The 14,260-nt window shown below is 39.9% G+C and carries 11 protein-coding genes; 4 read left to right on the forward strand and 7 right to left on the reverse strand.

Annotated elements, in window-relative coordinates; translation table 11 throughout:
* Nucleotides 1-1,344: PAS domain S-box protein (locus NCWK1_RS24405; RefSeq protein WP_146034039.1), on the reverse strand; the 1,344-nt coding region annotated here is incomplete at its 3' end.
* A gap of 571 nt (nucleotides 1,345-1,915) precedes the next feature.
* Nucleotides 1,916-2,119, reverse strand: coding sequence for a hypothetical protein (locus tag NCWK1_RS24410; RefSeq protein ID WP_096582895.1), 204 nt, complete (start codon nucleotides 2,117-2,119; stop codon nucleotides 1,916-1,918).
* Nucleotides 2,120-2,292: 173 nt separating this feature from the next.
* Here NCWK1_RS24410 and NCWK1_RS24415 point away from each other — a divergent pair, with 173 nt between their 5' ends.
* The gene (locus tag NCWK1_RS24415) at nucleotides 2,293-2,778 is read left to right on the forward strand and encodes a GNAT family N-acetyltransferase (protein WP_103126500.1); all 486 of its coding nucleotides are present in this window, start codon (nucleotides 2,293-2,295) and stop codon (nucleotides 2,776-2,778) included.
* Here the strand turns inward: NCWK1_RS24415 and miaA are convergent.
* The gene (gene miaA / locus NCWK1_RS24420) at nucleotides 2,775-3,668 is read right to left on the reverse strand and encodes a tRNA (adenosine(37)-N6)-dimethylallyltransferase MiaA (RefSeq protein WP_103126501.1); all 894 of its coding nucleotides are present in this window, start codon (nucleotides 3,666-3,668) and stop codon (nucleotides 2,775-2,777) included. The two genes, NCWK1_RS24415 and miaA, sit on opposite strands and share 4 nt — an antisense overlap.
* Before the next feature lie 375 nt (nucleotides 3,669-4,043).
* Here miaA and gyrB point away from each other — a divergent pair, with 375 nt between their 5' ends.
* Nucleotides 4,044-5,981, forward strand: coding sequence for a DNA topoisomerase (ATP-hydrolyzing) subunit B (gene gyrB / locus NCWK1_RS24425; protein ID WP_103126502.1), 1,938 nt, complete (start codon nucleotides 4,044-4,046; stop codon nucleotides 5,979-5,981).
* Nucleotides 5,982-7,571: 1,590 nt separating this feature from the next.
* Nucleotides 7,572-8,747, forward strand: coding sequence for an RNA polymerase sigma factor RpoD (rpoD, locus tag NCWK1_RS24430; protein ID WP_096582886.1), 1,176 nt, complete (start codon nucleotides 7,572-7,574; stop codon nucleotides 8,745-8,747).
* A gap of 139 nt (nucleotides 8,748-8,886) precedes the next feature.
* Here the strand turns inward: rpoD and NCWK1_RS24435 are convergent, their stop codons facing one another.
* From NCWK1_RS24435 to gyrA, 3 genes are all read right to left on the reverse strand, one after another.
* Nucleotides 8,887-9,069: a chlorophyll a/b-binding protein gene (locus tag NCWK1_RS24435; protein WP_015111343.1), complete on the reverse strand. Its 183-nt coding sequence runs from the start codon at nucleotides 9,067-9,069 to the stop codon at nucleotides 8,887-8,889.
* 126 nt (nucleotides 9,070-9,195) lie between these two features.
* Complete coding sequence (locus tag NCWK1_RS24440; RefSeq protein ID WP_103126548.1) at nucleotides 9,196-9,882, reverse strand: phosphatase PAP2 family protein; 687 nt, start codon at nucleotides 9,880-9,882, stop codon at nucleotides 9,196-9,198.
* Nucleotides 9,883-9,887: 5 nt separating this feature from the next.
* The gene (gyrA, locus tag NCWK1_RS24445; protein WP_103126503.1) at nucleotides 9,888-12,389 is read right to left on the reverse strand and encodes a DNA gyrase subunit A; all 2,502 of its coding nucleotides are present in this window, start codon (nucleotides 12,387-12,389) and stop codon (nucleotides 9,888-9,890) included.
* 227 nt (nucleotides 12,390-12,616) lie between these two features.
* Between gyrA and NCWK1_RS24450 the strand changes: the two genes are divergently transcribed.
* On the forward strand, nucleotides 12,617-13,012 hold the full coding sequence (locus NCWK1_RS24450; RefSeq protein WP_096585573.1) for a response regulator: 396 nt from the start codon (nucleotides 12,617-12,619) through the stop codon (nucleotides 13,010-13,012).
* A gap of 256 nt (nucleotides 13,013-13,268) precedes the next feature.
* Here the strand turns inward: NCWK1_RS24450 and NCWK1_RS24455 are convergent, their stop codons facing one another.
* Nucleotides 13,269-14,129, reverse strand: coding sequence for a tetratricopeptide repeat protein (locus tag NCWK1_RS24455; protein WP_096582882.1), 861 nt, complete (start codon nucleotides 14,127-14,129; stop codon nucleotides 13,269-13,271).
* Between the last annotated feature and the right edge of the window lie 131 nt (nucleotides 14,130-14,260).

Here is a 14,260-nt window from a genome sequence, read left to right on the forward strand (position 1 = left end):
ACCTGTAAATTTTTCCACCGACTTACTTAATATGGGAACTCCCCGCACAGCAAAAAATCGATAGCTACCATCAGCCACTCGCACACGATGTTCCAGCTTATAAGGACTTTTCCATTCCTTAGCCTGATTCCATAAAAACTGAGAAAAATCCCGGTCTTCAGGATGAATTGCATTCAGCCATCCCCATTTTTCAATTTCTTCCTGACTTTGCCCGGTTAAAGTTACCCAAGAAGAATATTCTTTGGGAAATCCCCTTGCATCAGCTAACCAAACTGCTTGAGATGTCGCAATTACCAATGAACGATAGCGTTTTTCACTGTTTTCTAAAGCCAGTTCTGCTAATTTGCGGCGCGTGATGTCTTGAAAGAAAATTGATAACCCTTCTCGACTGGGATAAATTCGATTTTCAAACCAACGCTTCCACGGTGGATAATACTCTTCCATCTCAATTACCTTCTGTTCTGCCACAGCTTGGTAATAAGCATAATAAAACTTTTGTCCTACACCTTCGGGGAACTCTTCCCAGATATTTTTACCAATCAAGTCTTCAGGACGACGATTGAAAATTTGTCCTGCCCTTTGGTTAACGTAGGTATAACACCAATTCACATCTAAAGCGACAAAAGCATCAGTGACAGTTTCTAGAATATTTACTAGTTTTGCTTTTGCTGCTTGCTGTTCTAAAAGAATAGCTTCTGCTGACAAAACTTTATTAATCCGAATTTGCTCTTGCAGTAGCAAATAAACCACTACTATCAAAAAAAAACTCAAGCCATATCCTAACGCTACTACAAAAATAATTTGACTAAAACTATCATCTGTATTGGCTATCCGCTGCTGTAATAAAGTTTTTTCTTCACTTTCCATTGCTTGAGTGAGATTTTTAAGTTGTGCGTCTATATTAAAAGCCATATTAGTTTGATCAATTTCCACGGCTTTTGACAAACCTTGTTTCTCAAAAATATCAATGGATTTCTGTAATAAATCAAATTTATATATGAGTCTGGTTTCCAGTTGCTGAATCTGGGCTTGTTGCTTAGAGTTGTCCCTAGTTAAATTCCTGATTAATTGAATTTGTTGAGTTACCTTTTGCTTTTCCTGCTCATAAACTATTTTATAAACTGCCTTTTTTGTAAAAATGTAATTACTACGGGCATTTTCTACATTACTCAAACCAAGATGCAGATGATCTAAGGCTTCTATAACTTGATGAGTATGAATTACCCATTGCTTTTCTTGTGTTAACCTCTGGAAGCTGGTAAAAGATGTTATCCCCACCCCACACAGCAGTAGTAATGCTACACCAAAACCACCTGCAACAAACTTTTCCGAAGGTTTATTCATAAGCAACTCGCAGAAGTTCAGTTGAGAACTAAATAATATATATTCTTAATAGTTAAACAGCAAAAGATATCAATCAGATGATACTTCCACTAAATGGAAAAAAACTCAAACTTTTGCTTATATTTAATATTTATTAATAGCTAAATCTCGAATTAATTAGATTATCAAAATTTATCAAAAGCAATAATTTACAAAAGCTATGCCAATTCTTGGATGACATAGTATTTTAAATAATCAATATATGCCTATTGATAGATGACAGAATTAGTTATCAATATTTTTTTAATTATTTATCATTACAAATTAGTCTCAACTATGTAGGATAGAACTTACGCAACGCCGATATTGTCATTGCGACCGGAACGAAGTGTAGGGAAGTAATCTCAGCGTCAGGGGAGATTACTTCCCTGTCGCTCGTAATGACGGAGTTACTCTATTTTTTCGTAAGTCCTGCTATAAAAATTGAGTGGGTAATCATGCTTTTGCTGGCATCACCCACTCAATTTTTACTGACTAAAAATCGTTAAATAATTTTTACCAAATTATTTAGGCTCTACACATCTGAATAAAATTAACGTGATTCAGTACCTTGATTAGGGCTACCTGCTACATCATCTTCTCCAGGTGCTTCTGGTGTAGCTGTCTTTCTCGCATCAGACTGAGAAGCATCTCCAGTTTTGCGAATATCTTCTTGTAAAGGGGTTTGATAGCCACCAGAAGCTGTAGGGGTGGTATCTTGATTGTTAGAAGATTTTTGTTTTTGTTCTTCAGCCATAACTATAAACTCCTACGTTTTATTCTTGGCTTTATTGTAGAGATATGAAGAATGTAAAGTTATCTATCTAAAATCTGGTTCTGACTAAATTTTTACTCTCTCGGAAGTACTAGAACAACCGAACTCAGGAGCTAGTCGTCAGAATTTAAACACAAACAGCCCCAGTATACTGAATGTATTCAAACAATTTATCATTACCATCTGGATGTATTTTGCGTCAGGCAACTTCGGCTGATAAGTGGTCAATTCGTTCATTAGTATTTTTAGCTAAACTTGACCCTACCCAATTACGTTGGCAACAGTTCTTTGTTGTTGAATGTGAAGGTAATTTAATTGCTTGTGGACAATTACGTAATTTTGTAGGTGTACAAGAACTAGGTAGTTTAGTTGTTACACCCACTTGGAGAGGACGTGGTTTAGGCAGTTTGCTGACGCAGCATCTCATAAGTCAAGCAACAGAACCACTATATTTAGAATGCTTGGGTGAAAATTTATCACAGTTTTATAGTCGCTTTGGTTTTGTCACAGTTGATTTTGAAAATATTCCGCCATCTCTCAAGCATAAATTTGGTATCTCTCAATTTGCTAAACAACTGTTCAGAGTGCCTATAGTATTTATGAAATATTGCCAGGAGTGGGAAGCAAAAGGTAAAGTTTAATTAATAAACTGAGTTACACGCTGCCAAAGTTGCTCTATCAAATCAGGATCATCTGCATTAAACCACTCAATTTGCGGATATGCTCTAAACCAAGTACGTTGTCGCTTGGCAAATTGCCGTGTATGTAAAACTGTTAATTCTTTAGCTGTATTTAAAGTAATCTCACCAGCCAAATATTGCTTGATTTCCTGATATCCCAAGGTATTTAACAAAGATAAATCAGTACCATATTTTTGACAAAGATATTCAACTTCAGATACTAACCCATCAGCAATCATCTGTTCAGTTCGCTTGTGAATGCGTGCATCTAATTTATCAACATCACAATCTAAGCCAATCTGTAAAATTGGATAATCTGGTGGGTTTTCTCCTTGTTGAACAGAGATAGGAATTCCAGTTATATAAAATACTTCTAATGCGCGTAAAGTCCGCACGAGATCGTGAGGATGAATTTTATTTGCGGCAACAGGATCAACTTGTTGCAACATACCATACAGTTGATTTTGTCCCAGAGATGCTAATTGCGATCGCAATTCATCATCAGGCGCAACTCTGGGAATTTTCATTCCTTGAACTATGGAACGTATATATAAACCAGTTCCACCTACTAATAAAATTGGCTCGACACCCACCGACTCAATCAAAGCTTGTGCCTGCTCTTGATAATCTGCTACCGTCATAGTGTCTGTTGGCTTGCAGATATCTATTAAATAATGTGGCACTAATTTTTGTTCTGCTAACGTTGGTTTAGCTGTGCCAATATTAAACTCACGGTAAACTTGACGGGAATCTGCACTGAAAATCACAGAACCCAATCTTTTAGCTAAACTTAGCCCTAAACCAGACTTACCTGTTGCAGTCGCCCCACAAATAACAATTAATTTGGTCATTGGCTAATGGTCAATTGTCAATGGTCAATTGTCAATAGTTCATCTCCCTAACCCCTTTGTGTTAACATGGTATACTAGTATTTTTGTACTATATTCTCAATAGATGAGAACCGTGTTAACCTCTCAAAGAAGTATTTTTATTGAGGTTTAACAAAATCATCTTTAAAAATACTCTGCGTCCATTAGTGCTGAAAAAAGTGATTTCGGAAAAAATTAGATGATCTATCGGGAAAACTTATGGGGATACATCCCCTAGATAAACTTCTCATAGAATTGCCCTACAGTCGTCACTAAGGCTTTTGTGTTAGAATTTTGGTGTGTTTTTGCTTTTTCAGCCTTTGGGCGATTTCAACCCCACGCATCAGGAGAATTTTCATGACGAGCAGTTACAGTGCCGATCAGATTCAAGTTCTGGAAGGTCTGGAAGCCGTCCGCAAACGACCGGGGATGTACATTGGTTCTACCGGGCCGCGAGGACTCCACCATTTAGTTTATGAGGTGGTAGATAACTCTGTTGATGAAGCATTAGCAGGATACTGCACCCATATAGAAATAGAGATTAATGCAGATGGTTCTGTGAGTGTAACAGATGACGGTCGGGGTATTCCTACCGACACTCACTCGCGGACTGGGAAATCGGCTTTGGAAACCGTAATGACAGTGCTGCACGCTGGTGGTAAATTTGGCGGTGGTGGCTACAAAGTTTCTGGAGGATTACACGGGGTTGGGATTTCTGTAGTTAATGCTTTATCAGAAGTTGTCGAAGTTACAGTTTGGCGGGATAAAAAGGTTCATACCCAACGTTATGAGAGAGGTGTTCCCGTTACTGAACTGGTAGCAAAGCCTTATAAAGAAGCGAGAACCGGGACTTCCGTAACTTTCAAACCAGATACACAAATCTTTACTACTGGGATTGAGTTTGATTACATCACCCTAGCAGGCCGTTTGCGAGAATTGGCTTATCTGAATGCAGGGGTGAAAATTACTTTCACAGACAACCGTTTAGAACTCATCAAAAGCGATACACCCAAGGTTGAAACTTACGAATATCGGGGTGGTATCAAAGAATATATTGCCTACATGAACCGCGATAAGCAGCCGCTACATGAAGAAATTATTTATGTACAAGGCGAACGCAGCAATGTGCAGATAGAAGTTGCGTTGCAGTGGTGTACTGATGCTTATACAGACAACGTGCTGGGTTTTGCAAATAATATCCGCACCGTTGATGGCGGAACCCACTTAGAAGGTTTAAAGGCGGTACTGACTCGGACGTTAAATGCGATCGCCCGCAAACGCAATAAAATCAAAGAAAATGAACCTAACCTCAGCGGTGAACACGTCCGCGAAGGTTTGACAGCAGTAATTTCGGTTAAAGTACCCGATCCTGAATTTGAAGGACAAACCAAAACCAAACTCGGTAATACTGAAGTACGGGGAATCGTTGATTCTCTTGTAGGAGAAGTTTTAACTGAGTACCTGGAATTTCACCCTGGTATCGCTGATTCAATTCTCGATAAAGCTATCCAAGCATTCAAAGCCGCTGAAGCAGCACGTCACGCACGGGAGTTAGTCAGACGCAAATCTGTACTGGAATCCTCTCCTTTACCTGGTAAATTAGCAGATTGTAGTTCCCGCGATCCCAGCGAATCAGAAATTTACATTGTAGAAGGTGACTCAGCAGGTGGTAGCGCTAAACAAGGACGCGATCGCCGCACCCAAGCTATCCTGCCTCTACGTGGTAAAATCCTCAACATCGAAAAAACTGACGATTCCAAAATCTACAAAAATAACGAAATTCAGGCGTTAATTACAGCCTTGGGTTTAGGAGTCAAAGGAGAAGAATTCGACTCTACCCAACTGCGCTATCATCGCATCATCATCATGACTGACGCTGACGTTGATGGAGCGCACATCCGCACATTGCTGTTAACATTCTTCTATAGATATCAGCGATCGCTAATTGAACAAGGATTTATTTATATCGCTTGTCCTCCTTTATATAAGGTAGAACGCGGTAAGAATCATGAGTATTGTTATAGCGACAGAGAACTGCAAGAAGCCATTGCTAAGTTCCCAGCTAACGCTAACTACACCATCCAACGTTTCAAAGGTTTGGGTGAAATGATGCCAGCACAACTCTGGACAACTACAATGAATCCAGAAACCCGCACTCTCAAACAAGTAGAAATTGAAGATGCTGCCGAAGCTGATCGCATTTTCACCATTCTAATGGGCGATCGCGTTGCGCCCCGACGTGAATTTATCGAAACCTACGGTTCTAAACTCAATTTTGCCGAGCTAGATATATAATATCAAGCTAATATCAATTATCCTGATGTGCAGTAATGGTGGGTAATGGGCGATCGCTCGTTACCTTTTTTCTTTTAGGCGATCGGCTATTAACTGCATCGCTTCTAGCTAGAAACATCAAGCAAATTTTTTCTAAGTATTATTTCCTTCATCAGGAAGTTGTTTGATAAAATACATAATTATTAATTACTAAGGTGATTAGTTTTATTTTTAGTTAGTGCATAAAAGCTTTTTCTTGTCAAGCTATAAAAAATTTGGGTTTAATTCATGAATATCACTGGGGTTGGCGTTTTTCCAGAGTTAATCATTCCAAATCAATAATTTGTGTATCCAAATTTCATCCAAGCTAGAAAAGCATTTGTTATCCTTGAGGTGCCAAACTGAAGATTATCTACCTACAAAGTTGGTTAAATATTTGAGGATGTTGAAGATTACACTAAGCGACAATTTTCTGCATAAACCAGTAGTATATTTAACATATTCGTACGTAATCAGAATTAACTAATACATTCTCCACCAATGCTATAACTGCTTTATGTCCAACTTACTAGTGACTAGCACCAGAAATTTGTGGGAGCAAATATCCAAACATCTTGATGTTGCTTTAGCTAAAATTGACAATTTGTCTGTATCTAATAAACTTTTGCCCTAGGCGGGTAAATATCTAAATTATCAACTGTCAAATTCTTTATAAATTGATTAAAATATCTTTGTATACAATAGGAGCAGTTTGTCAAGATTCATAGGGTTGAAATCTCATCTGTGCGCTAATGTGTGAATAAGACCAACTCAGTTAACATTCCATTGAACGCCATCTGGCAGATTCTGCCACAACCTCAACTCCTTAGTTAAGGCGGATGGTATCAACTCAAGTTCAGTGTGTTTAGACAAGCAGTATCGCTCTTGCTGCTCTACCTAGTGAGACTTGCTGCATCACTGTTTGGGATGAGTCATTTATAAAGGAAATGTAAAAATATGCCTCTAAATACTTCTCACCCAAGTTAATATAAAACACGAGGATTCTAGGTAATTAATGTTGTAGTTAATACCTAAGATTGTGTGAAGTGGGATTAATTTCCTTTGAATGTAAAGATGAGTCCACTGTAATTTCAAAAAGGTTTATAAAAAATTTAAGGGAACACCTACCCTTTTTAATATCTTTTTGATAATAGTGGCTTCAACTTACTTAATGACTTCATGATTAACACACAAAAAGAGTGCAATTTTTGTGAAACAGGCTACAATCGGAACAGTCTTTGTAAGAAAATATGCCAACGCTCATAATTGTTTATATGGAGTGGTTAATTTTTGATCAAGACAAAGACAAGCCCTGTTTTAAACAAAGAAGTTAAAAGTTGTGTGCGACAGCAACACGCGACTGTTAATAAAGTGAGTAAGTCAGCAGTAAACGCGACTTTTCACACTTCAATAAATAACTACTCCAAAATGGAGTAAAACTACCGAAAAACTTTCAGGGAAAACAGCCTAAAACCCGATTTTCGGTTGTTAACTAGCCCTCATAAAAAGAGCGCTAAATACATCTTGAGTAATTGAAGTAATTGATTCTGCAAGGAGCATGAGGAACGCGGCATGAACCAGGCTAACAACGTACTCGAAAGCAATTTTCAGCCTGACCTAGAAATAATAAATCAGCCTGATTTTGAGGAGTTAGAAGACCTCTTAATTGAAGAAGAGGATGACTTGCTTCTCGTTGATGATGGCGAAATGGATGAATTTTTAGAGCCTCAGTCTGATGAGGACGACGCAAAGTCTGGAAAAGCCGCTAAATCGCGTCGTCGCACACAAAGCAAGAAAAAGCACTACACCGAAGATTCAATTCGTCTTTACTTGCAAGAAATCGGGCGAATTCGCTTGTTGCGGGCTGACGAAGAAATCGAATTAGCGCGAAAAATTGCAGATTTACTGGAATTAGAAAGAGTCAGAGAAAGACTCTCAGAACAGTTAGACCGCGATCCTCGTGATAGCGAATGGGCAGAAGCAGTACAATTACCATTACCTGCTTTTCGCTATCGCCTGCACGTTGGTCGCAGAGCCAAAGATAAAATGGTGCAATCGAACCTACGGCTTGTGGTTTCTATTGCCAAGAAATACATGAATCGTGGTTTGTCATTCCAAGATTTAATTCAAGAAGGTAGCCTTGGTTTGATTCGTGCGGCTGAGAAATTTGATCACGAAAAGGGATATAAATTCTCCACCTACGCTACATGGTGGATTCGTCAGGCTATTACCAGAGCGATCGCTGATCAGTCTCGTACTATCCGCCTACCAGTTCACCTTTACGAAACTATCTCCCGCATCAAGAAAACCACCAAGCTACTTTCTCAAGAAATGGGTCGCAAACCTACTGAGGAAGAAATCGCTACTCGGATGGAAATGACCATCGAGAAACTGCGGTTTATTGCTAAATCTGCACAGCTACCCATCTCATTAGAAACACCCATTGGTAAAGAAGAAGATTCTCGATTGGGTGATTTTATTGAATCTGATGGTGAAACCCCAGAAGATCAGGTTTCTAAAAATCTGTTGCGTGAAGATTTAGAAAAAGTCCTCGACAGTCTCAGCCCCCGTGAACGCGATGTTCTGAGATTGCGCTATGGCTTGGATGATGGTCGGATGAAAACCCTAGAGGAAATTGGTCAAATCTTCAACGTTACCCGTGAACGCATTCGCCAAATTGAAGCCAAAGCCCTCCGCAAATTACGTCACCCCAACCGTAACAGCGTCCTCAAGGAATATATTCGGTAGTTAATAGTTAATAGTCATAAGTTTCTGACAAATGACTATTGATCAATGACAAATAACCAAAAATAAATAACCTGGTAGTTTTTCAACGCTACCAGGTTTTTATTTTTCATATTCTTAGATAATTTACGTTACTTAAAACTTAAAGAATCCCCCAGAAATGCAGGAAGCCTTGACCAGAGAACAATTCAATCAATGCAGCAGATAAAAAGCCAATCATTGCCAAACGACCGTTCCAAATTTCTGCTTGAGGAGTAAAACCCCAACGCCAAGCGTTGCGATCTTCAACTACAGGAGCAGTGATTTTTGTGGTTGTGTTAGTCATTGTTGGAACTCCAAACAGGATTTACTAAGGTTTATTGCCCTATGTAAATTAATATAACAACTAACTTTAAAAAATGTAACGTTAAATTTTATTTTTACTATTAAAGCTTGACATATTTGAAAAAATCTAACTTTGTCTGATTTTTTGTAGTTTCAGCATAGCAATGCAGATAGTCAGCCAGAGAAACCCGACTCCGTAACCTGCAATGACATCTGTAGGCCAATGTACCCCTAAATATAGACGACTAATTCCAATAAACGCGATCGCCATAACTGTCACACTGTAAATAAATTGAGCAAATCGAGGATAGTGAGTTGCTAACAAGTAACCGAGAAATCCATATAGCACCAAAGAACCTAGAGCATGGCCACTGGGAAAACTAAAAGATGTTTCAGAAATTAACTGAGGCCAAAGTTGGGGACGAGGTTTAGTAAATAGCAACTTCAGTCCAGTATTCAGAATCAAAGCTCCCAAACAAGCGATCGCAAATATTTTTGCTTCTTGAAAGTAACGCCGCCACCAAAGTATGGCTAAACTAACAACTACAACCAGCACCACCACACTCGGATTGCCCAGGTTCGTGATTGTCAGCATCACATTGTCTAAGCTGGGGTTAGCAAACTGATGCAACCACAACAAAAAATAGGTATCAAATGCAAAAGCTTCTCGCTCTAAAACTTCTTCAAAAAGCTCTGCTAAAACAAAAAGAATAAATAGACAACTAGCTAACCCAAAAATACCAAATGAGGCAATTAAAGGAGCTAGACGAGGATGTATGTGTCGCAACCAAAAATTGGCAATTTTTCGGAGCATCTGCACTAACGTACTTCAGCAACAGCAATAATTTTTTCATCTCGGTTGAGTTGCAGGATAATTTCACCTGTAGCATCTCTACCTAAAATGGGTACTGTGTCTACATTTAGCCGGACTACACGCTCTTTATTTGTCACCAGCGCCACTTCTGGAGTAGTCGCCTTTACCATACTGGCTAAGTTGTCAGTTTTAGCTGCAAATTTCAGTGCTTGCGTGCCTAAATCACCTCGATTAGCTGCTCTTAATTGACTTGCCGCCATACGCTTGGCATATCCTTGTTGAGTAACTAATAGTAAATGATCATCTTTACCCACCGTGGCACAGCCAACCATTTGCTGATTTCTCAACAGTCGAAAAGCTTGTAAACCCATAGCTGTTCGACCCATAATTGGTAGTTGTTCGTCATTTACGGCAAAACGCAATAAACGTCCACCAGAACTAGCCAAAATTAAATGCTCACCTGGGTTAGTGGACTGGGTAAATAATAATTCATCATCGTCTTTGAGCTTGACAATCGTAATTCCGCGACGAGTCAGGTTGGTAAATTCTGCCAAAGATAAGCGCTTAATTCTGCCTTGTTTTGTCAGGAGAATCATTTGCTTAGAGTCTAAATCTTCTGGTAATAAAAAGCGACTGACTACAGGTTCTTGACTACCTTGAGCAGTAGTTGTGAGTGTAGTGATCAATGGAGTTCCCCGTGGAGAACGGCCAGTAGTTAAGGGAATATCCCCCACACGTACCGGGTAGACTTTGCCACCACTGGTAAGGATGAGTAAATCTTTGTTGGTATCGGTTAATTCAGTTTGGATGAGGAAATCATTATCGGGGAGACCATTTTCTGCTTTTGGTTTTTTCCCAGAGGTTGAAAGGCGGCGTACATAACCTCGTTGGGTAAACTCTAGAATTGCTTCTTCAGCTGGCTGTTCAAGTGGGTGATTTTCCTCCATTTCTTCTGTCTTGCGACTTTTGGCACCCTCTGCGGCTTTGCTCTTCAATTCTTCGGTAATACCGGAGAGTAATTTGGTTCGTCGAGGATCGCCATATTTGCGCTTGAGCGATCGCAAATCTTTTTTCAGTGACTTTAATAATTCGCGGCGATCGCTCAGTAAGTTTTGCAAGAGGGCAATTTGTGTAGTTAGTTGCTCAAATTCCTGCTGCAAATTCTGTTGTTCTAAACTCGTAAGCCGACGCAAAGGCATTGCTAAAATAGCATCTGCTTGTGACTCACTCAAATTTAGCTGGCTACTCAAATTAATTTTGGCTGTGCTACCATCAGCCGCTTGGCGCAAAATGCTAATTACTTCATCCACTTGAGATAAGGCTTTTAGCAACCCTTCCACTATGTGCAAGCGACTTTCAGCTTTACCCAATTCGTAACCATAGCGACGGTTTAAGGTTGCTTCTCGGAAATTTAAAAACTCTTGTAATAATTGCCGCAAACTTAATTGTCGGGGTTGTCCTTCAACAATTGCCAGCAGAATTGCCCCAAAATTACTTTGCAAAGCGGTTTGGTGATACAAATGTTGCAGCACTTCTTGGGGGTTAGTATCGCGTTTGAGTTCAATGACTACCCGCATACCTTCGCGATCGCTTTCATCTCGAATATCCGAAATTCCTTGCAAGCGACCTTGATTAACTAATTCTGCGACTTTTTCAATCCAGCCAGCCTTATTTACTTGATAAGGCAATTCCGTAATCACAATTGCAGTCCGGCGCTTACTTCCTTTCCCACCAGCAACTTCTTCAATTTGGGCAACTCCTCGCAGAACAATTCCACCTTTACCTGTGCTATAAGCCTCCCGGATACCAGTATCACCAACGATTTCGCCCCCAGTGGGAAAGTCTGGCCCAGGAATTAACTCTAATAACTTTTCATCAGATAAATCTGGCTGGTCAATTAAGGCAATTAAGCCATCAACAATTTCCCCCAAATTGTGCGGTGGAATATTTGTCGCCATACCCACAGCAATCCCTGCACAACCATTGAGTAACAAAAAGGGTAACTGTGCGGGTAATACCGTGGGTTCTTGTTGGGAATTATCAAAGTTACCGACAAATTCCACAGTTTCTTCACCGATTTCTGTCAGCATTCCCTCATGGCTAATGGATGCTAAACGAGTTTCGGTGTAGCGCATTGCTGCTGGTGGGTCATTATCAACACTACCAAAGTTGCCATGCCCTGCCAGTAAGGGATAACGACTAGAAAAGTCCTGCACCAGCCTAACTAAAGCATCATAAACGGCTTGATCCCCGTGGGGGTGGTATTTACCAAGTACATCCCCAACAACACGCGCACATTTACGATAAGGCCGATCTGGCGTTAAACCTAGTTCGTGCATGGCATACAAAATGCGGCGATGCACAGGCTTTAAGCCATCACGCACATCCGGTAATGCCCGCCCAACAATCACACTCATGGCATATTCTAAGTAAGACCGTTGCATCTCGGTGTGCAGGGCTGTTGTAATTACCTGTCCCGTTGAGAGAAGGTTTAACTGTTTTGCCATGAGTTTTTTCCCTGAAAGTTAACTACACAAAAATCTCTATAACTGAACAATGCAGCAAACACAGCATAACGGATGAAAAGGGATTCCTAACACAATCTTGTTAGTCACTGGATAAACGGCAGTAGTATTATCCTTGATGACGGGAACATACATTAATGATTAAAAAAGAGCTAGACAACTTTGCTGCTCAGTGCGTTCTCCCCTTCACCTCTATTAATAAAATTCTCATGAAAACCGTTTTAATTGTTGAAGACGATCTAATTAATGCTCGCGTTTTTTCCAAAATTTTGACTAAACGCGGTGGCTTAGATGTCAAACATACCGAAAATGTCGAAGAAGTGATTCAAATTGCTCAATCGGGGAAAGCAGATCTAATTTTAATGGATGTTTCTTTGTCTAGAAGTGTTTATCAAGGTAAGTCTGTTGATGGCATCAAAATTACCCAAATGTTGAAGTCTGATCCGCAAACAGCAAATTTACCTATAATTTTGGTGACTGCACACGCGATGGAAGGCGATCGCGAAAACTTTCTCAAGCAAAGTGGTGCTGATGGTTACATCTCCAAGCCTGTTGTTGACCACCAACAATTTGTTGACCAAATAATGGCACTTCTTCCCCATTAATCACCACTAAAAATTAACTAGACTCTCTGAGGAATATTCCCCCAAAAGTATTTTTGGGGGAATATTTGCTCTTTGCCTAGTATAGATGTACTATAAGATACGGTTTTTCGCAAGTAGTTAAAGAAGGCAAAAGTAAAAAGTGAAAAGTCAAAATTCTTTTACCTTTTGCTTTTTCCCTTCTTACAAAGTTAGGCGAAGAGCAACGCTGTGCGGGGGTTCCCCCGCACGTGACTGGCTCAACTTTGCGCTTTTGACTTTACTGTGGTGCAGGCTGTTGCTGTAGAGCTGCTTGAATACTTGGCAGTTCTAAAAATTTCTTTGTATCAGATAATAGACGTTCACCCCAAAGATTTTCCTTCAGAAAATCTACATCAGCATAGCGCTGATCGATGCGTAAAGCAGTTGCTCCCAATGTCAGACTTTGCTGACGATCGCCTTTAGTATATAGTGCCACGGCTAAGGCCAGTAAAGGTTCAGCCGCTTGTTTATCGATAGATACAGCCGTTTGCCATTGCTTAATAGCGGCATCAGCATTACCCTGTTCGTATTGAATTAAACCAATGTTATTAATTGCAGCCCAGAATTTTTTATCTTGTGCTACTGCCTGATTGTATTGGGCGATCGCCTCTGGTAATTTACCCTGCATATAATAGGCGTTACCTAAATCAAACAAAGCTTCTGGGTCATTGGGTTTCAGCTTTAAACCTGCTTGATAATTAGCAATTGCCGCATCATACTTTTTCTGTTGAAAATTAGCCGAACCCATAGCAAAAAAAACGTCTGCATTTTTGGGATTCAGCGATTGTGCCTTTTTCAAAGCAGCAAGCGCTGGCTCAAATTCCCGATTTTGTAAATGCAAACCACCCAAAAGCAGCCACACTTTATCATTTTTGGGAGCCAGTTGGCTGGCCAACCGCGCTCGTGGTAAAGCTAAATCAATCTGCTGAAATTGAGCTAGTTGGGCTGCTTCTTGTGCTAAAGTCAGCCCTTGCTTCTCCAGTTTTGCTGGATCTAATTGCAGCGTATGGGGAATTAGTGCCTGTGCATGAGCAACTTTGGGTATACTCAACAAACTACAGGCAACCAGAAACGAAATCAAATGAACGTGTTTCGGCACACTACCGCCTCTTACCCACAAATCAGTAATCTGTCAGATAGCTTAAACGATCTCTACTTTAGTCTAAAGGTAAAGTTTACAGTCGTTAGCACTAGCTGTATTCATCACCTTAGCTTAATTGAATGGAAACT

Origin of the sequence: Nostoc cycadae WK-1, assembly GCF_002897135.1 — a bacterium.
Lineage (GTDB): Bacteria > Cyanobacteriota > Cyanobacteriia > Cyanobacteriales > Nostocaceae > Nostoc_B.

Bases quoted from the DNA above. Each gene is read 5' to 3' on its own strand.
- rpoD (WP_096582886.1), top strand. From the start codon at position 7,572: ATGAACCAGGCTAACAACGTACTCGAAAGCAATTTTCAGCCTGACCTA.
- NCWK1_RS24415 (WP_103126500.1), top strand. From the start codon at position 2,293: ATGTATTCAAACAATTTATCATTACCATCTGGATGTATTTTGCGTCAG.
- gyrB (WP_103126502.1), top strand. From the start codon at position 4,044: ATGACGAGCAGTTACAGTGCCGATCAGATTCAAGTTCTGGAAGGTCTG.
- NCWK1_RS24450 (WP_096585573.1), top strand. From the start codon at position 12,617: ATGAAAACCGTTTTAATTGTTGAAGACGATCTAATTAATGCTCGCGTT.
- miaA (WP_103126501.1), bottom strand. From the start codon at position 3,668: ATGACCAAATTAATTGTTATTTGTGGGGCGACTGCAACAGGTAAGTCT.
- NCWK1_RS24440 (WP_103126548.1), bottom strand. From the start codon at position 9,882: ATGCTCCGAAAAATTGCCAATTTTTGGTTGCGACACATACATCCTCGT.
- gyrA (WP_103126503.1), bottom strand. From the start codon at position 12,389: ATGGCAAAACAGTTAAACCTTCTCTCAACGGGACAGGTAATTACAACA.
- NCWK1_RS24435 (WP_015111343.1), bottom strand. From the start codon at position 9,069: ATGACTAACACAACCACAAAAATCACTGCTCCTGTAGTTGAAGATCGC.
- NCWK1_RS24410 (WP_096582895.1), bottom strand. From the start codon at position 2,119: ATGGCTGAAGAACAAAAACAAAAATCTTCTAACAATCAAGATACCACC.